Source organism: Francisella sp. 19X1-34 (genome assembly GCF_041102755.1).
In the GTDB taxonomy this organism is placed as follows: domain Bacteria; phylum Pseudomonadota; class Gammaproteobacteria; order Francisellales; family Francisellaceae; genus Francisella.
On record NZ_JBGCTX010000008.1, the window covers coordinates 1 to 21,245 of the forward strand.

The window sequence follows — 21,245 nt, forward strand, 5'->3', positions numbered from 1 at the left end:
ATACTAAACCAATAACCTCACTTGTTATGTCACTAATCAATGATGGGCTAATTTCTGCTCCATATAATTCTTTTAGCTGTATATGAATATCATTAACACTAATACCTTTGGCATATAGTGAGACTATCTTCTCATCTAAGCCTTTAATACGACTTTGATGTTTGGATACAATCTGAGGATCAAAACTGCCTTGTCGATCTCTAGGTACTTTTATATCTAAAGTTCCCTGGTCTGTTATTAGATTTTTTGTACTATGTCCATTACGATAGTTATCTGATGTATCATTGTGCTTATATTTCTCATAACCAAGGTGGTTTTTAAGCTCTCCCTCTAAAGCCTTCTCAACTAATTCTTTGGTTAATTGTTTAAGAAGTCCATCTTGATTAAACATAGTAGATAAATCTATATCACTATTTGCTATTATATTAACTGCTTCTGTTATTACTGATTTCTTTAATTCTGACATTCTGTAAATCCCTTATTGTTATATTTAAAATATATAACCTAATTAAAATTTACACAATTATCTGTAAAGACCCAGAAATATAGATTATGAATCCTAGTAAGCTACTAAAAATTTAATTAGTGCTTTTACTTACACAAACTATTGCTGGAAAAAGATTTTTCAAAAATGGAAAGTTTGACAAGACTGTATATATAATACCTTTAAACCCTCTCATTTTATATTTAAGAAAACTTATCTTAAAACCTGGTAACCATTGAGGAACTTCTTTTGTTATATCATTTATATTAATTCCCCATGGCATTTTTGGAAAAGTATAGCTCTCTGTTTTCTTCCAGCCTTTAATTGTCTTTTTTGAAATCCAAACAGGTGCCGTATCAAATATTAAAGTTGCATTGGGAAACTTAGTTGTTATGCACTGTAGTAACTCAATAACCTGACTTTCTTCAAAATACATCAAAAGCCCTTGAAAACTAAAACAAATCCGCTTATCTGTATCTTCAAGAACTTCTAACCATGAATAATCTAAAGCACTCTTTGCTATATTAAATAAATTATCTTTTTTAGGGATATAACGCTCTCTAAATTTTATAGCCTCTGGTAAATCTACTACATACCATTTAACAGATGGATTGTTTATACGAAAATATGATGTCTCAAGTCCCACACCAACTTCAACTATTGGACAATTAGGGTTTTGAGCTATCCAAAGCTCGATATAATCATCAAAAGTTTTTGCTCTAATAGCTAGGGCTGAGGAAGGTTTGCCAAAACTTTTATAATAATCATAGTTGATTTTATTAAAGATCTTAAGACATAATTCATCTTTAATAACACCATTTTTCTTTGCTGCTTCATATGCTCTATGATAGAGCGTTAATAGCATAGTTTCTGGAACTCCATTTAAATTCATTACTTTGTTCCCAACTCTTAAAACAATGAAACTTTAACTATCTTGCCTAACTCTCCCATTAACAACATCAATAGTATGATGAATATGCTCACCATCTGAATTAGAATAATCAAACTTTTGTGTCACATTTTGACTAACATTGCCAATAACCATATTTTTAACAGGATTGATCTCAGTTTTACTCATACCTGTAATATATCTAGCAATATTACTAGTATATATTATTGGATTCTTCGATTCATTAATTGATTCTGTTTTGTTATATCCTTGATGGATATTGTTAAACCATGTGTTTTTCTCTTTAGAATTCAAATTGTTATCAAAAGTAATACTTAATGGCCAATTTATATATTCTTTCTTAATAATGGTGTTATGTCCTTTTTTCTGTATATATAGGTTTTCAATATTAGTATATTGGTCCATAAACTGCTCTGACTTTTTAGGAGAAACTATCCAGTTCTGTAAATTACTAAAGTTTATAGAAGTCTTAACCGTCGTAGTTATTTTTTTACCATTACGATCTAGGATATAACCTGATGTTGTAAAGGATCTAGTTGATGCAGTTACAAAACGACCACCATTTTTGTCAAAATTCTCATTTGAGATTACATTTGGTGAGTCTACTAAAGTATTTTTAGTTACAGCGCCTTTAACCACATTTTGATCCTTATCTAAATACAAAAGTAAATTTCCCGCGACTGAAAAACCATCATGAGCATTATAAACTTTTATACTTATAGTATGACTTTTACCATTAGAAAGTAAACTTGCAAAAGGAGTTAGATTAACTCTATATGGATCAAAGTTTAATGTCTCTATTGCAGGAGTTGGACGCCATAAATAAGGATCAACACCACCAGTATATATTTTCGGAAATATTGGTACAATTCCAACTAATCGTCCATCAATATAGACTTGCCCTTCACGAAAGGCTCCATTACCACAGGTACCTAGCTTCTTAGCTAAACTGCTTGGTACACACTGAAACCATTGCTCATCGATCTTTTGACTTTGTAGTGTAACATCTAAATAAGCTTTAGTAATATTGCTTGGGAAAGTTTCTTTAATACTATAGCTAGAGTTAGAATTTACTAAATAACCAGGTTTAAAATTATCAGCTCCTCCCAAACCTATAACTTTATCTGCAACAGGAGTACTAAGTTTTGCTTGCTTAGTTTCTGGATAGAATAATAATCTTGATGACCCTACAGGATATCCAGGACGCTTAGGGGTAAGTACATTTGGTAAAAATACAAAGCCTTTGCCACTTTTCGTCAAAAGATTTTGATACTCAGTAATATCACTTTGAGTTTGCCATTTTGATCCTTTTACTTCTGCCGTAGTTCCAAAGAAAAGATTTACTCCATCCAACCATAAAGATGCTGTACGATCATACTGTACACCTTTTTTTGTTGCAAAAGTATTTTCTAAAACGACTTTTGACCATGGACCAGGACAGTTTTTAGGAGGAGTATAGCTAAAACCTTTTTGCTGAGTATTGTTAAACTCTAGATTATTATATAAGTTAACTACACAAGGTTTTTCATTAGGAACATTCAAACTAGGTTCAGACGATAAAACCTTATCTTTTTTATGGCTAGCTTTAGGTGTTACAGCAACTCTAAGAATATCATTTGTTGGTTGAATATTTTGATTTAAATCATGACTATAGCCTAAAAAAGGAAATAGCAAGGCTATAGATAAACTTATTTTTTTCTTTCTTTTTTTAGTTTTTCTAAACATACTCCACCTCATTATTCACAGTATTCTTACTACATTTATCTTGTGTCTTTAGATCAACACACTTCCAACTAGCCACTTTACCTTGTTTAATAATTGGAGTAAGTTCAATATTAATATTTTTGGTCTCAAAGTTTATATAACCAATACTAGTTACTTTTGTATAGTTAGGTATTGTAATACCTCCTATTAAATCATTTACAGCTCCAGATCCTAGCGTATATTGGCCTTGGTGCTGAAGTATATTCTGTTGTATTACATCTTGAAGGTTCTCTAGAGATATTGGAGATTTATTATCAATTTCATCAGAAAAACTATAATTAAATGAAAGTAATATGCCTATAGATAATGCAAAAAACTTGATTACTGACTTATTCATTAAATATAAATTAATTATTCATAATAGAACAATTCTAAATACTTTTTATACTTTTTTCTCTATTTAAAGACCAAATAATAAAACTCTTATTCTAAAACTAATATACATTAGTTCCTATTTCATACCCTTCTAATAATAATGGGACACTTTCATCACATTCCTCGTATGGACTAAGCTCACCATTTGTAAACTTTATTTGAAGCTCTTCAGCATCCATATATTCAGTATCAAAATCAACATATACAGAACCAAGCAGATGGTTAAATTCGTGCTGAAATATTACTGCAGCAATTGAATCTAATTTACCAGTGATTTTCTCACCATTTTGATTATATGCTTCATATTCAATTTCTTTGTATGTAGCAAGCTTACCTTTTTTTTCACCCAAAGCACTTAAGCAACCATGCCAAAAACTAACTCTTTGCTTAGAAGCTTTTATTATCTTTGGATTTATAAATACTTGGTATGGAACTTTTTCAAAATTTATAGGATATCTAGAGTTAGAACCATCAAACTCTAGCATAAATATTTGATAAGGGTAGCCAATCTGATTAGCTGCTAAACCAATACCATTACCACTCATCTTTTGATGCATCTCAGAGATAATATTTTGTATCTCCTGGCTTTTGATATCTATCACAGGTCTACACTTGCGATATAAAACTTCGTTATTTGGATCGTTATATTGTATAAATTGTGAATTCATTTTATACCTCATTAGGATATATTTTTATAAATAACTTTATACTAAGTTATTATTTGACTCCAATAATACCATTAGCAGAATCAAATAAAACACTTTTATCATAAAATAATGCATGTCCTGAATTCACTTCATCTTTTCTGTGTTTAGATGCCCTAATATGAGTTGTTATTGGAATATTGAATCCACTTGAGGTAAAGAGTGCTGATTTTATATTACTATTAGTTAACAGTCCTTTTTTAATATGTTGTTTTAAATTTTCAGGTAATTTATGTAAAAGGATATGGGTATAATATCCTCCTGAATCAAACAAGGTATTAATAGTTTTATCAAAGATTACTTTACCATTATTGTTTACCAGAGTATATTTAACTGGAACATATGGGTCCCAACATTTCGTCTTATTTATAGGATCTCTTGGAATAACTGTATTATGACATTTTACAGTAGACTCTATTTTATAAGTTGTATATTTATCTAGAATTTCTTTTGATGAAGCACCAAAAGATATAGTTTGTTTAGGGCCATTTATTATCATTAACTGGTTATAAGGGCTTGGTAAGTAGTTCCAAGGAGAGTTTTGTGTAGCCAGTTTTAAGCCTAATATTCCAGCATAGCCTTTAAAAGTTCCATTTGGAACCATAATAATTGGCACATGTTTAGCTGTAATCTTTGGTTTTGTATCAAATGTAATATCTGAATAAACAAGTTCACCTACGACTTTTGATTTTAGATTAGCATAACCATAATTAATAGTTACTTTTTTATCAGTCGCTTGATAATTTGACAAATACTTTTTCTCAAGAACTAAACGTGAAGACCCTGTGTCTATCTCAACAAATGCTTTTTTATTTGACGTATTACCTTTTCCTACAAAAATATCAGTACCAATACGAGCTTTATGAAACTTTTTAATTGGTGCAGAAATCATTTTTGGCTTTTCTAAAGCATTATTTGTAACACGTGGTTGCTCATTTGCAAATAAAGTTAATGCTGGGAGAAATAACAACAATATTTTTATGTTTTTTCTTAACAAAGTCATATTAACAATCACTCAAGTTAAATAACTACCATATGTACATGATAGCTCATCTATAATTAGCGTTGCAAATATTTGAAGTTATGTATAAAACTTTCTTAACATAAGTTAATTAGGATGCTTATAAACATTCTCTTGATTAATAATTAAGTCTTCAGCAAACCATTACAGGTTCTTAACCATAAAATAGTCAATAAAATGAATATGGTAACTATACCATACAGAATATTAACGCTACAAAATTTTGCTAATACAATATCACTTTGTACTGTATATTGAGAATATAACCCAGCGACAATTATACCTATAGCATTCCCAAATGTACTAAACATAAAATACATCCCTGTAACTGAACCATAATTATTATTATCTGTAGATCTTGTCGTTATAGCTAGTAATGATGGTGATGCTATTGCATATCCAGCCCCTAATATAATAATTAGAAACTCTAAGAATACAATTGAGTCTGCTCCATACCCAAGACTTAAAATAATATACGCTATTAACATTAATATAAGTCCACCCAAAGTAATACTATAGATAGATATTTTTAAGTCTATTAACCTCCCACTGACAAAAGCCAAGATAAATAAACAAATAGTACAAGAAAGAAATGAAAGTCCTGCCTTAAATGGAGACAAATGAAAATAATTTGACACATAGATTATAAATGAGTACGTAAAGCCCATAAAAACAGTTTGGAATAATAACCTGCAGATACAACCTAATAGTACATTATGATCATTGAATAAATTGATCTTAATAATTGGATCATTTTTATACTTTAGATAAGCTCCTAATACAGTTCCTAGTACAGCGATTATTATTAGATATGAAAAATGAATATATAAACTTATTGAATTAAATGAGCTTAAATAGAAAGATATTGTTAACAGTAGTAGACAAGTAATCAATACTCCCACATAATCCACTTTCTTTTTTGAGTTATTATTTGAAATAAGATTTGATTTATAGAAAAAATGAAAACTACATATTATTAACATAGCTACAACAGTTAGTATAAAGATTCCTCTCCAACCAAATAAATCAGTAAAATAACCGCTTACTACAGGACCTGCAGCTATTGCTAATCCTACAGATGCTGTAAACAGTCCTATTAACTTACCTTTAGGATATACATCTGTTCGTTTTAAAATTAATGCTGCTGCATTAGGCCAAACAAGAGCTCCTCCAACACCCTGAAACACTCTCATTATTATTAACATAGTGAGTCCATTTGAAAGAGCACAACCAAGTGTAGAAAGTAAAAAAACATATATGCCTATAAGATATATATTGTTATTATTATATATATCTCCAAGTCTACCGGCAATAATTACTGTTGATGAAAAAAATACCATATATATACTGCCAATCCACTGAGCACTACTTATAGATATATCTAAATATTTGGATATATTATTAAGTAATACTGCAACAGCATTTATTTCTAAATTAACAAAAAAAATAGCTGCTAAAAAAACATATATTAAAATTTTATTTTGAAACATTTTAATCCTTATCTATCCAGCAATTAGATGCTGTATGTTATTATAATGGTATTTTTTATGTTTATCATAATCATCAACATTTACCGTTTTCATAAGCCATCTCTGTTTTAACATATCTGGATTACTTATAGATAATATAGACTTACAATGAACTGAAAAATTATTAGCTGAACCTATTAAATCTCCAGGACGAAGATGAATATTTATTTTTACCTTATGCAGTGCCTTGATTAATTTTCTTATAACTTCACGTCCATCTTTATCATCTGATGTAGTTCTATTTTCAAAAAATTTAATATCCAAAGACTCTTTGTCTAAAATATTATGAATATCTGACTTTCCCAATGGAACATTACTCTTGTATGTTGATAAATCATCAAATGGAGTATTAAATATTTTTTTAGATAAAATATCTTTGTCATATTCAGATAGCTCATTTAATACATCTACATTTCTTGAAAATGAAGTTACCGTATGATTTTGTACACTATTTCTAAGGCAAAGTATATTAACTGTATCAGGCCTAACATAGTGATTCGCAAGATCTTTATGGAAATATATATCGTTCAAAGCTTTTTGTGATTGACTGCTAAATAAATCCTCTTTAGGGTAGATATCTTGAAAAACATCTCCATCATTTACATTCATATACCCTATAGGTTTTTCATCTCTGAGTAGGGCATAAAGTGTTAATACGCCTTCAGCTACAAAATTTTTCTTAAGATATCTTTTTTCTTCTACAGGATTTGTATTAGAGAATATTGGTAAATCATTATCTATTGGTAAGTTTTCAATAAATATCAAAGGTTGTTCTATTGGTTCTACAGATTTAGTCTCTTCAATAAAATTGAAAAGATTATCAGCTATCTCTTCTCTATTTACTATATTGGCAATTTCATTTTTAAAATCTATAAAATGAGAATATGGATTTATCTCTATATTTTCCAACATCATTCTTAGTTTTTGATTTTCAGATGCTTTTACTCTAAATTCAAGCATTTCTTAGTTCCTCCTACTTAATTAATTAGATCATATTTTTATGGCTACTTTGGAATCAATACTTTTGATAGCAATTTTTTTACTTTTTTAGAAAAATATGATTGTTCACGAGAACTTCACTTTAACTTATCAATTAATTTTAAACTTCTATTTTATTTCCTATAAAAATAATTTAAATTGACTCAATACATATAAAATGATTTATCATATAAGTTATTAAGGAGTTTAAAACTATGAACAAGTATATTGCAGACTGGATATCAAATACATTTAAAACAAATGATACATTTGACGTAATTAACCCGTACTCTCTGGAGGTTATAAATCAGTTACCTGAAATGGGTAAAACAGAAGCATTAGAAGCTATAAGTACTTTAGAAAAAGGATATAAAAAATGGGATAATCAAAATATTTCTTATAGGTCTGAGCTATTATGTAAGTGGGCAAATCTTTTGGAAGAAAATATACATGAACTAGCCTCACTACTAACAGCTGAGCAAGGTAAACCAATAGATATGGCTACTGGTGAATTATTATGGGCAATATCTGATATGAAAAACCATGCAAACATAGCAAGAAATACTCATGGATATACTCCTATTCAAAATGACCCATCTCTACAAACTATAGTTACTAAGCAATCTCTAGGTATAGTTGCAATAATAACACCATGGAATTTCCCATTAGCTATTAGTTTAAGTACAATCTCAGGCGCCATAGCAGTAGGTAATGTTGCACTATGTAAGACTTCTGAAGAGACTCCTCTAACTGTAGCAGCTGCTATTAGTCTAGCTTATAAAGCGGGTATTTCTAAAGATGTTATTCAGTATTTAACTTCTAAAAATCCTCAAGAAATTGGTGATACTATATGCAGTGATGATAGAGTTAAAATGTTATGTTTTACAGGATCTACCCAAACTGGTAAAAAATTATATGAAAAGTCTTCGAGTAATGTTAAAAAATTATTACTCGAATTAGGCGGGAATTCACCTTTTGTCGTATATGATGATTGTGATATTGAAAAAGCTGTAAATGATGCCGCATCTATTAAATTTTCTAACTGTGGTCAAATATGTGTAAATGCAAATAGATTTTTAGTACATGAAAAAATCTATGATCAGTTTATTGAAAAATTTACTAACTTAGCCAAGCAACAAATCATTGGCAATGGTTTAGATCCTAAAACAACTATGGGACCAATGAATAATCAAAAAGTATTGGAAAAAGTTAACAGTTTGGTTAAGGATGCACTATCTAAAGGTGCTAAGCTCGTGTATGGTGGTAAACTAATTAAAGAAAACTCTCTATTATTTTCTCCAACAGTTTTAGCAAATGCCACTAAAGATATGGATATATTTAAAACTGAGATATTTGGGCCAGTGGCAGCGTTTTATAAGTTTAGTGATAATGATGATGTTGTAGAAATTGCTAATGATACAGAATATGGATTAGCAGCATATTGCTATACAAAAGATTTATCTAAAGCCATTAATTTTGGTAAAAAAATACAATCTGGTAAGGTCGGTATAAACACTACTGCCTCTAGTGGGGGGCCATTTGGTGGCTTTAAAGAATCTGGCATAGGTAGATCTAGTGGTCATGTAAATCCTCTAGACATATATTGTGAAACTAAAAGTATTGATATTCGAATCTCTTAAAGCTAAAAGCGTTTAATTCTAAAATTTCATATTTATTTATTTTTTTTATTAGCAGAAAAATATATATTACGAGTAACCCATAAAAATAATATAAAAGATAAAACTATAAAAAATAGTTGTTGGATTGAAATATCTACTTGTAAGCTTTTTAACTCATTACTAGAAATTAAATAACTAGCTAAACTTCCAAAAGAAAATTTAATTAAACTGGCTATTGCATTTCCAGAGCCATATCCAAAATTTAGAGTATTTAATGCAATTGATGTTATTAGTATACTTGTTGATACAAAACATCCAGTTGCTAATAAATTAAACACAATAAACACATAAATATTATTATATAAATTAGATAAAATAATATTTATTATTAAAAATAAAATAGCTACTAAAAAATATGTAAGTATTACTTTATATTGATTATTCTTATTTACTCTCTTTCTTACATAATAGCTGCTTAATATAACCCCTAACATATTAAAGCCGAATAATAAGCAATATTGTATATACCCTAATTTCAAATAGTTTATTATCAATATAGATGATGAACTTATAAAGCTAAACATTGCAGCGAATAATAAGCCTATAACTATTGTAAAGAGTATAAAAGGAAGATTTTGAAAATGCTTTATATATGTTCTAACATTAGAAAAAATTGATACTTCCTTCTTCTTTTGATTTATAGTTTCAGGAATAAAAAATGAAAGAATTAATAACACAATGCCATATATAGTTAAAAAATGGAATATATTCTTCCAATCGTTAGTTAGGTATATAATGAAACTGCCAATAATAGGAGCTACAATAGGAGCTATCATGAAAATCATTGTTACTGTTGACATCATTTTAGTGAGTCTATTACCCTTATAACAATCTCTTAAAATAGCCATAGAAATAATAGCTCCTGATGAATCTCCTAAGCCCTGGATAAATCGCATAATAAGTAGCATATTATAATTAACGCTTGTTGAGCATAAAATGGAACTTGCTAGATAAATGATAATTCCTACTATCAAGGGTTTTCTTCTACCAAATCTATCTGTGATCGCTCCCCAAATTAGCATACCAATAGCAAAACCCAAAAAATATGTAGATATAGATTTTGTTAAATCATGATCTGATACACTAAAATAGCTACCTATTTCTTTAAAAGCTGGCATATATGCATCAATTGCAAAAGGTGGTAAAGCAGCAAATATAGTAATTACAAAAACTAAAGATAAACTGCCTTTTCTAATAGTCACAAGATTATCTTAAAAAAGGAGTAAAATTTTCTGAGAGTATAACTTAAATAGTTATTAGAATAAAGTTTTTAAGGGCTATTATATTTTAAGCTTTTAAAATCCTACTTCATCCCAAATATTATATAGAAGTTCGCCAAAAAGAGTATTTGCCCAAGCAAACCATTTTCTAGTATAGTCATATTGATTATCTTTATTGATTCCTTCATGCATAAAATATGTCCCAGCATGAGAGTTCTTCAAATATTCAATACATTTTTTTATCTCTGATAGATCTTTTGAAGTGAGAGCTTGGATAACTATAGCTATTGGCCAGACGTAACCTCTTCCTGTATGGATACTACCAATCCCAGCAAGATCTTTTCCATCAAAATACCAAGGATTACTTTTTGATAATAAAAATTTTCTAGTGTTTTGATATAGCCCATCACTTTTATCTAAGCATCCCAAGTAAGGTAGCGAAATCAGGCTAGGGACATTTGCATCATCCATAAGGATGTGACTTCCAAAGCCATCGACCTCATAGGCAAAGATCTTACCAAACTCCTTGTGTTCTACAACACCATAATCATATATTGCATCCGTAACCTCCTCTGCTAAAGTATTACACTGATCTGCAAATTCAAGATCTCTGTACACTTTAGATGATATCTCTGCAAGTTGCTTTAAAGATGTGACTGCATAGAAATTTGCAGGAATCAAAAATGGTAAAATTGTTGCATCATCAGAAGGTCTAAATGATGATGCTATTAAGCCAACGGGGTTAACTGGGTATCCTAAACCATTATCAGCTAATGTATCTGTTGCAACTGGCGTAACTCTCTGAAAAGAATAATCCTTTTCTGAGTCTTTACGCTGCTGATCTTTAAATGTCTTATATATTAGCTTTGCCGATTCAAGCCAGCTAGTATTGAAAACATTACTATCTTCTACTTTTTGATAATACATATATGACAACCTAATATGACTACAAAGAGAATCAAGCTCCCACTTTCTCTCATGTAGCTCAGGTTTCATATCAGTAAAATCAGCTTGCCAAGGAGATCCTTCATCCGCTTTATTAAAAGCATTTGCATAAGGATCAATTAATATATATTTAGATTGCCTATTTATAACCCCTTCAATCATTTTCTTTAACCTATTATCTTTATTAACAAATGATATATAAGGAGTAACTTGAGCAGTAGAATCTCTTAGCCACATAGCATCAATATCTCCAGTAATCACATAAGTATCTGGAGAAGATGAGTCTTCATCATAGTATACTGTTGTATCAAGAGTATTTGGAAAACAGTTCTCAAATAGCCTAGCTAACTCTTTATCGTTAGCTTTAGTCTTAACCTCTTCTATTAAATTATCAACTGCGTCTGATGTGAATAATCTTTTTTCAGGTCGAGATGAACCCAATTGATTTACAATTTCATCTGATGTATAAATATCTGTGGTAACCTTACCACTAGCTTTGTCATAGTTGTACAATGAATCACTCATATTCTAATCAACCTTTGTTTTATGTAAAAATTTATAATATGGAACCACAAGAATTATCAATATGATTAATGGAATAATTGTCGAAACTTTAAACCCTTGAACCCCACCTAATGAATCCATCATATAGCCAATACCTCTAGCTGTAGCACTAGATGCTAATGCAAACACTATAGTTACAACAGTCATTACTAGAGCTTGTTTCTCTTTTGATGTTCTACTTAAAATAGATGAGCTAATAACAGGAGTTGTTGGAGCATAAAAGAAACCAAATACTGGTAATATTATTGACATAATAGACACTTCACTAAGATCTGTAATTTGGTGTCCAGAAGCATGTATAGAAAATAAAACTGTAACTAAAAATACAAATCCTACCACATAATAACATAGTAGCATCTTATGCCATTTCATATATTTTAATAATACAAAAGCGACTATCCTACCAGCAAATGCAGCAAGCCCACCAAAACTAGCAATCTTTAAACTTAGAGCGGGAGAAAGATGCAACGCATCTTGATAAAATCCAGGTAACCAGGCACTAAAACCCATTTCCAAGACACTTCCAATAAAAATCATAACTATCGCAGCAATTACTAGTTTGCTTTTACATATGTTAAGGATATCTTTTACCTGCTCTTTTACAGGTGCTGCTTTTTCTTTTTCTAACGCACTTTCGTCTATTCTAACAAACATCCAAACGATTATGTTTACAACGCCTATAACTGCATATAAATATAAAAAATCTAACCAATGGTTAGCACTGCTAGACATAAAGAAAGCTATTATCCACATACCTGCCATACCCGCAATCATCCAAGTAGCTTCCAATAAAGAAAGTAAGCCTGCTTGCTCATTCTCTTCTTTACTAATAATGGCAGCAGATGCGTAAATACAAACCTTCATACCAACTAAAACAATTCCTGTACCAATTAAGAAAAGCTTAACTATCCAGTATGAGTCAATAATTGGTGTTATCACTGATAACAATACCATTATAGAAAGTATAGTTATAATTGACTTTCTATAACCTAGTCGCAAAATGAATGAAAATGCAATAAAAGAAAATCCTATAACTGTAAAGTTTTGATAACTCTCTAAGGTTCCAGCAGATGTTAATGATGCATGAAAATAGTTTGATCCTTGCATAATAAATGTTGAAAGAGTTCCACAAAATAGGCTAAAGACCCATACTGTAAAAATTAATGCTATCTTAGTTATAGTCGTATTAGTGATTCTTTTGGGCACTACAATCTCACTCATATTATATTAAGTTCAAATTAATAAGATATTAATTTTTTTAAGTTATAATTTTAAAGCTTAACATTAACCACAATAGCGAAATAGTTATTTTACAGCTTAATTTTCTATGAACATTTTACTATAAACACTATTATCTAAATTAAACATTAAATATATAATTCAAACAACTATTATTAATTTATGAGTAAATTTAATGTTCATAATTTGTGGTGTATTATATGATTAAAGCTATTATATTTGATCTTGACCAAACACTTATTGATCGTGATGCAACTATGATCAATTTTCTAAGTGAGCAACATAATAGAATACTTAATAATGTTGTTAATAAAGATTCATTCGTAAACTCAGTAATAAAGTTCCAAGAATCTGGTTATGCTGATAAATTCATTGCATATCAAAAAACTTGTATAAACATGAAAATTGATTGTTCACTAGCCTTAGATTTATACAAAGATATGGAAAACTCATATGGTGAAAATCCTATATTACTGGAAGGAGCTAAAGAAGTATTAGAATACTTAAGTAAAGATTACAAAATAGGTCTTATATCAAATGGTCCTAGACGTTGGCAAGAAAATAAAATCAAATATAGTAATATAGGCTCCTTTTTTGACTCAATTATTATTTCTGGTAAAAAAGGAATTAAAAAGCCTAATATAGAAATCTTTCATAAATCTTGTAATGACCTTAATGTAAGGCCAAAGGAAAGTGTCTATATAGGAGATCACCCAACAAATGATATAGAAGCAGCAATTGATGCTGGAATGTACGGTGTTTGGGTTAAAAACGAGAATTACTGTAAGCCTTATAAATATAACTATATTATAGACTCTCTAAAAGACTTAATAGATAAACCTTGGCTAAATCATATATACCAACTCTAAGACTTTATACTACTATGGAATCTTAATGGATCAAAAACATTATAAAGTTTTCGATCTTCAATATTTAATACAGAATCTGACACCATCTTTCCAAAAGCTGGAGCATGCTTACAACCATGTCCATTAAACCCAACAGCTACCCAAATATCATCATCAATTTTACCAACCAAAGGTAAGCCATCTTTAGTCAGGCCATATTCGCACATAGATAGCATAGGGTTAAAATCACTATTTAAACCAGGAAAGTTCTTTTTAATCTTTTCAGTTAAGATTCTGCTAATTTTATCTGCAAATTCTTGATCTGTTAAACCCATATCATCATATAAATGACAATTATGTAAACCAGTTTTTATATAATACTTACCTTCAATGACTTCTGGCATCGCATACATTTCAAAATGGTTATTTACTACTTCTATATATGTATTATTTAGGTTTGAATTTTTCACCTCATAATAGAAAACTGGTATTCTTTGTCTAGATAGAGTTAAATTATATTGTTGTAAAATATCTGAATTAGCATTAGTTGCATAAATTAGTTTCTTTGCTCTAATAGTTTTTTTAGCATTTGAATTTATTGTACTAAGTTCTATAGATTCTTCATTTCTCTTATATTCTATAAACTTATGATCCCAAAAGAATTCCACGTCATCTTTAAGGAGATTATAATATGTCTTTATTATCTCACTTGGGTTTAATATACCTAACATATTTTGAGAATTATTTTTCTCAATAATTGCTTTTTCTAATGATTGGAATTGTCTAAAATATGGATCAATGATTTTTTGCTGTTTACCCTCAATAATATCAACCTCAACATTATTCTCTATAGAAGAAGATATAATATCTTTTAGCAATTGGCTATCCTGACCAACAACGATGCCGTTATTCGGCTTATGAATCTTAGGGTTGTACTTAGCTAACTCTCTATATTCATTATTTGAAAATGGTAACATTTCATAATACTCGCGACATTCAGAGCCTATTGAGCGTCCTCCTATTCTTGACCCTCCAATACTTGATTTAGTTGGAATATAATCAAATGCTTGCTCTATTATAGCTATTTTTTGTGAAGATGATTTATTTAGGTGATAAGCAATACTACTACCAACTAATCCAAACCCTATAATTACAACATCAAAATCCATATAACTCCCCTAAGAACTATCAACTTGATATAAAGATCATAAAAGATCCTTTAACAAATCAAAATTAGATACCTAACATAAAGATATTATCACTTTCCTAATAGTTTAATAAATAGAATAATCACCAAGCTAATAAACAAACATAGAGAAAACTCACTAGACATATTAATTTGAATTTTTATTCAGCAGTAAAAAAACTCCAAATCACAACACATCTCTTACAACACCCATAATAAACATTAATTTTTATTAAATATTTGACATAAAAATATTTAAAAATTATGATTTTTAAATTACCATAAAAGAATAATTATTCAAAATAATGAAATATGAAACAGTTTATAGGTATTTTTTTAATTATTGGTTCAACTATAGGTGGGGGTATTATTGGCTTACCTATAGCTGCTGTTAACTTAGGATTTATAGGAAGTTTATTAGCAATATGTTTAGTATGGTTAATAATGACATTTACAGGATTATGTATATTAAAAATATCATATAACATGCCTGTTAAACATAACACATACTATTCTTTATCTACTAAATTCTTAAATTTCAAAGGCGCTAAGGTTAGCGTTTTTGGTAGCTATTTATTAATCTTATATTTAACACTAACTACTTACATATCAGGAATTAGTTCATCTATAAGTTTATACTTCTCTCAAAATAGTAATTTAAGTTATTTACTATCAGGAGGGATTCTTATATTTATATTAGGAGGGATTACAACATATAACTCTAGAGTTGTAATTAAAAGCAATGTCATATTTGTAATAACCAAATTATCTCTTATTATAATTGCTATATTTTTGATCTTCTATACGACAAAAAAAGTCTCTATAAACGTTGATAGTTACCCTATTGAGTCTATAGGAGCATTCTCATTTTTATTTGTATTATTTAATGCCTTTGGTTATCACTTTATTATTCCAAGTTTAGTAAAATTTTATAATCAGCGTATTTCATTTAAGTCATTTGTATTTTTACTTGTCTTTAGTACAACATTAATAGCTTTTATTTATCTAGCATGGATCTTAGCAATATTCCTTACAATACCTGCAGAAGGTAATCATGGAATGTTAAGTATTTATAACAGTAAAAACCAACTTATAGCTTTTAATAATAGCATTAGTTTTTTTACTCAATCATATACTATTAGCAATATGTTAAGCGTTTTCCAGTTAATATCAATGATAGGATCTTTTTGTTGTATATCAATAGGTGTAATTGATGCACTAAAAGATGCTTTAGGGCAAAATGCTTATATTAAAGTTCTAATTTGTACTTATTTACCGCCACTTGTTTTAATGTGCCTATCACAAAACATGTTTCTAATTGCAATGTCATTGGCTGGAATATTAACATTCTATGTTGAGGTATTTGTACCAATTTTAGGAGTCAAAAATTATTATAAACTGTCTAAGAAAGTAAAAACTAAAAATTATAATTTCAAATTTTTAAAATATAACACTCCGAATATCTAAGATTTATTCTCTATAATTATATTCAACTTGTACAATTTGATATTATAGTGTCAATTAAGCAAGCAGCTGAATCTATTGCTACTATACCATTTCTACTAGAAGCACTATTAACTACTGTAGTTATATCAGTACAACCTATAATTATAGATTGAATGCCTTTTTCTTTAACTTTCTTGATAAGATCGTCTACTTTTGTATTAGCTAACCGATCATCTCCCACTTTTACCGCAGAGATTAATTCGTTTACATCATCTTGCCAAGCAATTTCAAAAATAAAAGGAACTCCTACTTTTTTAAACCCATCTTGATAAACATTTGACTCGAAAGTACTTTGAGTTGCAAACAAAGTTATATTTCCTAGATTATCAGATAGTTTAGCTAAGGTTACCTCAATCATGTTCAGTAATGGTGTATCAATTGCTGCTTGAAGTTGATCAAAATACCTATGAGCAGTATTACATGGCATCGCAATCAACTTAACTCCCCAACTTTCTAATTTGACCAAACCTTGTGTTATTGAGTTTTCTAGTTCTTTATGGTCTATTTCACGATCTAAATAAAAAGGGGTTGGTAATGAATATATAACAACATGAGGATAATCCATATCGTGAATTGCATTAAACTTTTTGCGCCACGCGATCATTAGAGCATCTATAAATGGTGCTGTTGACATCGGCCCCATGCCTGCAAGTATACCAATCATAGACTTTTCACCTTTTTGCTTTATATTTATTAAGCCCCACTTAAACTAACCGTACTTCCCTCAGCTATTAATCTACTAACATCATTAACAAACTTATAGATAGAAAAAGGCTTTTGTAAATAATCAAACTTACCATCCACATCATCTAGAGAAACTGTTATTTCTAAAGTATTTTCTTTATGGTTATCTGAAGACGCTATATTTGTTTTTAAATTATCTAAAACTTTTTTAAGATTTGTAGGGTTTATATTTTTACTTTTAAGTTTTAGTTCAACTTTACTAAAGTTCTCATCAATATACTGTGATATTGGCTGAACCTTATCAACACTTAGCTTATTACATTCTCGTTGAACATCACGACTAACTTTACCCTCTACCACAACAATATCATCAACTTGAATATTATCTTTTACTAGAGCAAATACCTCTTCACCAACTAGGCAATCTGCTCTATCAAACTCATCATCAATATTGATAATATAAAGAATTCTCCCAGTTTTAGTTTTTCTACGAATAGCTGGAGTTATCATACTAGCAATAATTCTCACAGAATTACCATCCATATTAGACTGCTGGATTTTTTGCAGATCACTAAAGCTAACATGATTACGCCAATGACTTTCCTCATCAATAATATGCCCAGAAAAATACATCCCTAAAGCTTTTTTCTCATTGATTAATAACTTTTTTAGACTCCACTCTTCTGATATACACTCTCTTTCTAGCTCAGCATCAGTATCGCTTTCTTGCTCTGTAAAACCAAATAGATCATTTTGTCCAGCAGCTGCCATTTCATTTACATAACCAGCATTTTTAATAGCTTTTTCAATAGAGTTAAATGCTGTAGCTCTATTTCTAGATATATCTTTAATAGCTCCTGCAAAACACAGTGCTTCAAGAGCTTTTTTATTAACCTTACGTAAATCCACTCTACGCGTCAGATCAAATATAGAACTAAACTCTCCTTCAGCATCTCGCTCTGTAAGGATACTTTTAATAGCCTCACCACCAAGACCTTTGATAGCACCTAAGCCAAGTAAAATTGTACCTTTTGAGACAGCTATACAGTCATAAACACTCTTATTCACATTTGGTGATAAAACTGTGATACCCATGTTTTTACAATCTAAAATAAACTTAACTAACTGATCAGTATTACCCATATCCCCTGACATTAAAGCAGCCATATACTCATCAGGATAATGTGCCTTTAACCAAGCAGTTTGATAAGCAATTAAAGCATACGCAGCAGCATGGGATTTGTTAAAACCATAACCTGCAAAAGCTTCCATTTGGTCAAATATCTCATCAGCAAGTCCAGCTTCTATATTATGATATTTAGCTGCACCTTCTTTAAAGATTTTACGCTGTTGCTCCATCTCTTCTGGCTTTTTCTTACCCATTGCACGACGTAGCAAATCTGCACCGCCGAGAGTATATCCTGCAAGCTTTTGTGCCATTTGCATTACTTGCTCTTGGTAAACTGGAATACCATAAGTCTCTCTTAGAACTTCCTCTAATAATGGATGTAAATATGTAGTTCTTTTACGGCCATGCTTACGATCAATAAATGTTGGAATATTCTCCATAGGACCTGGACGATATAATGCTACCAAGGCAATAATTTCCTCAAAATTTGAAGTGCCAAGATCTTTGACAATCTGACGCATGCCTTGGGACTCTAGCTGGAATATACCAGTAGTATTACCAGCTTGTAACAATTTAAATGTCTTTTCATCATCTAATGGAATATCTGAAATATTTAAAGGAATCTCATCACTAGGTCTTTTAGCATTGATACTTGTAATAGCATTCTTGATAATCGTTAAGTTTTTCAATCCCAAGAAGTCAAACTTAACAAGGCCAACATCTTCAACATCTCCTTTATCAAACTGAGTTACAATATCACCACCATTATCTTCACAATATACTGGAGCAAAATCTGATATTACAGTTGGTGATATCACGATACCGGCAGCATGCTTACCTAAGCTTCGTGGTAAACCTTCTAGTTTTTGAGCTTTCTCAACAATCTCAGCGACATCTTCATCTGCCTGCATCTCATCATATAGAGGTTCGCCTTCATGGAGAATCTTTTTAAACGTAGTCCCTGGAGTTTCAGGAATTAGTTTAGCGATCCTATCACCAAAACCAAAGCTTTGACCCATTACACGCACTACATCTCGCACAACACCTTTAGCCGCCATAGTACCATAAGTTATAATCTGACCAACACTTTGTTTGCCATATTTTTGCTCTACATACTTGATAACTCTATCTCGGCCTTGAATACAAAAATCAATATCAAAATCTGGCATCGATACCCTTTCTGGATTAAGAAATCTCTCAAAAAGTAATCCATACGGTAAAGGATCAATATCTGTAATAAGTAATGAGTATGCTACTAATGAACCAGCACCAGAACCACGCCCTGGACCTACTGGGATATCATTTTCCTTTGACCATCTTATAAAATCCTCTACTATCAAGAAGTAACCTGGGAACCCCATATCACAGATAATATTAATCTCTCTTTGTAATCTGTCTTTATAGACTTTTATAATATGCTCATGTTTATCTTGTGACTTATTTGCTAACACTTTTTCTAAGCGGCTTTCTAAGCCTTGATAGCATAACTTTGAGAAATACTCTTTTTCAGTTAAACCATCTGGAATATCTACAGTTGGTAGACAAGGTTTACCTAAATCAAATGTCACATTACAACGCTTTGCAATAGCTAATGTATTATCAACCAAGACTGATAAAGAGTTAAACGTAGCATACATCTCATCAGCTGATTTTAGATACTGTTGTCGTGTAAATCTTGACTTACGTGACTCATCAAGAATTGTAGTTTTTTCATTGATACAAGCTCTAATTTCATGGATATCATAATCATCAGATTCCATAAATACTGTAAGATTTGTCGCAGCTGCAATTAGATTGTGCTTAGTTGCCAACTCAAGAGCTTTTTGATTATATAAGCCTTCATTTTCATACTCTAACTTATGAATTTCAATAACATAATTATCTTGACCAAATATAGCTATATTTTCAGAGATAATCTTTTCAGCCTTAACATTATTTTTAGCTAAGATTGCTTTACCAAGCTCACCATGCTGACCACCGTTTAGGCATATTACATTCTCTAACTTAGACTCTTTAAGCCAGTTTTTTGGGATAAGTGGTATTGAGCCTACTCTATCTGCTTCTTGGTAAGCTTTAGAGACTAGATCAACTATATTTTGATAGCCCTCATTATTTTCAGCTAAAAGTATCAAATCAGAAACACCTAGTTCAGTATCAACTTTTAGCTCAACACCAAATATAGGTTTAACACCACTATTTAAAGCTTGCTTATAAAACTTCACTGCAGCAAACAAATTACAAACGTCTGTAAGCGCTATTGCAGCAATATTTTTATCTTTTGCGCGAGAAAAAAGATCCCCTAAACGTACCGTACTATCAACAACAGAAAATCCTGTATGGACTCTAAGATGAGAAATCATTATAGATTCTATTTTATTTTATGAACTTAGCTACAAATATTACTATAAATAACATATAAAATCATATGACTCTACAATTAAAATAATTAATTGTATTATTAAAGCTTTCAAATATGATTA

The 21,245-nt window shown here is 30.1% G+C and carries 17 protein-coding genes; 3 read left to right on the top strand and 14 right to left on the bottom strand.

All coding sequences use genetic code 11. The annotated features are described in order from the left end of the window. The 8 genes from AB8E56_RS02185 to AB8E56_RS02220 all read right to left on the bottom strand — a co-directional run. Window positions 1–466, bottom strand: a 466-nt coding sequence (locus tag AB8E56_RS02185; RefSeq protein ID WP_329477502.1) for a transposase, incomplete at its 3' end; no start/stop codon positions are given. A 112-nt stretch (window positions 467–578) separates the two neighbouring features. Beyond that, window positions 579–1,376 (bottom strand): class I SAM-dependent methyltransferase, encoded by a 798-nt coding sequence (locus AB8E56_RS02190; protein WP_329477504.1) that lies wholly within the window; start codon window positions 1,374–1,376, stop codon window positions 579–581. A 33-nt stretch (window positions 1,377–1,409) separates the two neighbouring features. After that, a complete protein-coding gene (locus AB8E56_RS02195; protein ID WP_329477506.1) occupies window positions 1,410–3,119 on the bottom strand; it encodes a peptide-N4-asparagine amidase in 1,710 nt (569 codons plus the stop codon). Further along, entirely contained in the window at window positions 3,112–3,495 is a 384-nt protein-coding gene (locus AB8E56_RS02200; protein ID WP_329477508.1) for a hypothetical protein, read from the bottom strand. The genes AB8E56_RS02195 and AB8E56_RS02200 overlap by 8 nt, the downstream gene beginning before the upstream one ends. Window positions 3,496–3,592: 97 nt before the next feature. Next, window positions 3,593–4,201, bottom strand: a complete 609-nt coding sequence (locus tag AB8E56_RS02205; protein WP_329477510.1) for a peptide deformylase — start codon at window positions 4,199–4,201, stop codon at window positions 3,593–3,595. Window positions 4,202–4,250: 49 nt separating this feature from the next. Then, on the bottom strand, window positions 4,251–5,240 hold the full coding sequence (locus tag AB8E56_RS02210) for a hypothetical protein (protein ID WP_329477512.1): 990 nt from the start codon (window positions 5,238–5,240) through the stop codon (window positions 4,251–4,253). Window positions 5,241–5,383: 143 nt separating this feature from the next. Beyond that, window positions 5,384–6,748 (bottom strand): MFS transporter, encoded by a 1,365-nt coding sequence (locus AB8E56_RS02215; protein WP_329477514.1) that lies wholly within the window; start codon window positions 6,746–6,748, stop codon window positions 5,384–5,386. Between the two features lie 12 nt (window positions 6,749–6,760). Then, window positions 6,761–7,747, bottom strand: a complete 987-nt coding sequence (locus AB8E56_RS02220; protein ID WP_329477516.1) for a hypothetical protein — start codon at window positions 7,745–7,747, stop codon at window positions 6,761–6,763. A gap of 233 nt (window positions 7,748–7,980) precedes the next feature. On the opposite strand from AB8E56_RS02220, the gene AB8E56_RS02225 reads away from it, so the two are divergent. Beyond that, the gene (locus AB8E56_RS02225) at window positions 7,981–9,405 is read left to right on the top strand and encodes an aldehyde dehydrogenase family protein (protein WP_329477518.1); all 1,425 of its coding nucleotides are present in this window, start codon (window positions 7,981–7,983) and stop codon (window positions 9,403–9,405) included. Between the two features lie 32 nt (window positions 9,406–9,437). On the opposite strand, the gene AB8E56_RS02230 is transcribed toward AB8E56_RS02225, so the two are convergent. The 3 genes from AB8E56_RS02230 to AB8E56_RS02240 all read right to left on the bottom strand — a co-directional run bounded on the left by AB8E56_RS02230 (window position 9,438) and on the right by AB8E56_RS02240 (window position 13,394). Then, on the bottom strand, window positions 9,438–10,646 hold the full coding sequence (locus tag AB8E56_RS02230) for a multidrug effflux MFS transporter (protein WP_329477520.1): 1,209 nt from the start codon (window positions 10,644–10,646) through the stop codon (window positions 9,438–9,440). Window positions 10,647–10,739: 93 nt separating this feature from the next. After that, window positions 10,740–12,134 (bottom strand): glycoside hydrolase family 125 protein, encoded by a 1,395-nt coding sequence (locus tag AB8E56_RS02235; RefSeq protein WP_329477522.1) that lies wholly within the window; start codon window positions 12,132–12,134, stop codon window positions 10,740–10,742. 3 nt (window positions 12,135–12,137) lie between these two features. Then, entirely contained in the window at window positions 12,138–13,394 is a 1,257-nt protein-coding gene (locus tag AB8E56_RS02240; protein WP_329477524.1) for an MFS transporter, read from the bottom strand. A 218-nt stretch (window positions 13,395–13,612) separates the two neighbouring features. On the opposite strand from AB8E56_RS02240, the gene AB8E56_RS02245 reads away from it, so the two are divergent. Beyond that, window positions 13,613–14,281, top strand: a complete 669-nt coding sequence (locus tag AB8E56_RS02245) for an HAD family hydrolase (RefSeq protein WP_329477526.1) — start codon at window positions 13,613–13,615, stop codon at window positions 14,279–14,281. On the opposite strand, the gene AB8E56_RS02250 is transcribed toward AB8E56_RS02245, so the two are convergent. After that, the gene (locus tag AB8E56_RS02250; RefSeq protein ID WP_329477528.1) at window positions 14,278–15,429 is read right to left on the bottom strand and encodes an FAD-dependent oxidoreductase; all 1,152 of its coding nucleotides are present in this window, start codon (window positions 15,427–15,429) and stop codon (window positions 14,278–14,280) included. The two genes, AB8E56_RS02245 and AB8E56_RS02250, sit on opposite strands and share 4 nt — an antisense overlap. Before the next feature lie 329 nt (window positions 15,430–15,758). Here AB8E56_RS02250 and AB8E56_RS02255 point away from each other — a divergent pair, with 329 nt between their 5' ends. Continuing rightward, window positions 15,759–16,913, top strand: a complete 1,155-nt coding sequence (locus AB8E56_RS02255) for an aromatic amino acid transport family protein (protein ID WP_329477530.1) — start codon at window positions 15,759–15,761, stop codon at window positions 16,911–16,913. A 22-nt stretch (window positions 16,914–16,935) separates the two neighbouring features. Here the strand turns inward: AB8E56_RS02255 and AB8E56_RS02260 are convergent, their stop codons facing one another. Next, the gene (locus AB8E56_RS02260; protein ID WP_329477532.1) at window positions 16,936–17,616 is read right to left on the bottom strand and encodes an amino acid racemase; all 681 of its coding nucleotides are present in this window, start codon (window positions 17,614–17,616) and stop codon (window positions 16,936–16,938) included. A 29-nt stretch (window positions 17,617–17,645) separates the two neighbouring features. Beyond that, the gene (gene dnaE, locus AB8E56_RS02265) at window positions 17,646–21,125 is read right to left on the bottom strand and encodes a DNA polymerase III subunit alpha (RefSeq protein ID WP_329477534.1); all 3,480 of its coding nucleotides are present in this window, start codon (window positions 21,123–21,125) and stop codon (window positions 17,646–17,648) included. Window positions 21,126–21,245: the final 120 nt, after the last annotated feature.

Coding starts and splice junctions, on each gene's coding strand:
- AB8E56_RS02255 (WP_329477530.1), top strand. CDS start 15,759: ATGAAACAGTTTATAGGTATTTTTTTAATTATTGGTTCAACTATAGGT.
- AB8E56_RS02240 (WP_329477524.1), bottom strand. CDS start 13,394: ATGAGTGAGATTGTAGTGCCCAAAAGAATCACTAATACGACTATAACT.
- AB8E56_RS02235 (WP_329477522.1), bottom strand. CDS start 12,134: ATGAGTGATTCATTGTACAACTATGACAAAGCTAGTGGTAAGGTTACC.
- AB8E56_RS02245 (WP_329477526.1), top strand. CDS start 13,613: ATGATTAAAGCTATTATATTTGATCTTGACCAAACACTTATTGATCGT.
- AB8E56_RS02195 (WP_329477506.1), bottom strand. CDS start 3,119: ATGTTTAGAAAAACTAAAAAAAGAAAGAAAAAAATAAGTTTATCTATA.
- AB8E56_RS02260 (WP_329477532.1), bottom strand. CDS start 17,616: ATGATTGGTATACTTGCAGGCATGGGGCCGATGTCAACAGCACCATTT.
- AB8E56_RS02250 (WP_329477528.1), bottom strand. CDS start 15,429: ATGGATTTTGATGTTGTAATTATAGGGTTTGGATTAGTTGGTAGTAGT.
- AB8E56_RS02225 (WP_329477518.1), top strand. CDS start 7,981: ATGAACAAGTATATTGCAGACTGGATATCAAATACATTTAAAACAAAT.
- AB8E56_RS02200 (WP_329477508.1), bottom strand. CDS start 3,495: ATGAATAAGTCAGTAATCAAGTTTTTTGCATTATCTATAGGCATATTA.
- AB8E56_RS02215 (WP_329477514.1), bottom strand. CDS start 6,748: ATGTTTCAAAATAAAATTTTAATATATGTTTTTTTAGCAGCTATTTTT.
- AB8E56_RS02210 (WP_329477512.1), bottom strand. CDS start 5,240: ATGACTTTGTTAAGAAAAAACATAAAAATATTGTTGTTATTTCTCCCA.
- AB8E56_RS02205 (WP_329477510.1), bottom strand. CDS start 4,201: ATGAATTCACAATTTATACAATATAACGATCCAAATAACGAAGTTTTA.
- AB8E56_RS02220 (WP_329477516.1), bottom strand. CDS start 7,747: ATGCTTGAATTTAGAGTAAAAGCATCTGAAAATCAAAAACTAAGAATG.
- dnaE (WP_329477534.1), bottom strand. CDS start 21,125: ATGATTTCTCATCTTAGAGTCCATACAGGATTTTCTGTTGTTGATAGT.
- AB8E56_RS02190 (WP_329477504.1), bottom strand. CDS start 1,376: ATGAATTTAAATGGAGTTCCAGAAACTATGCTATTAACGCTCTATCAT.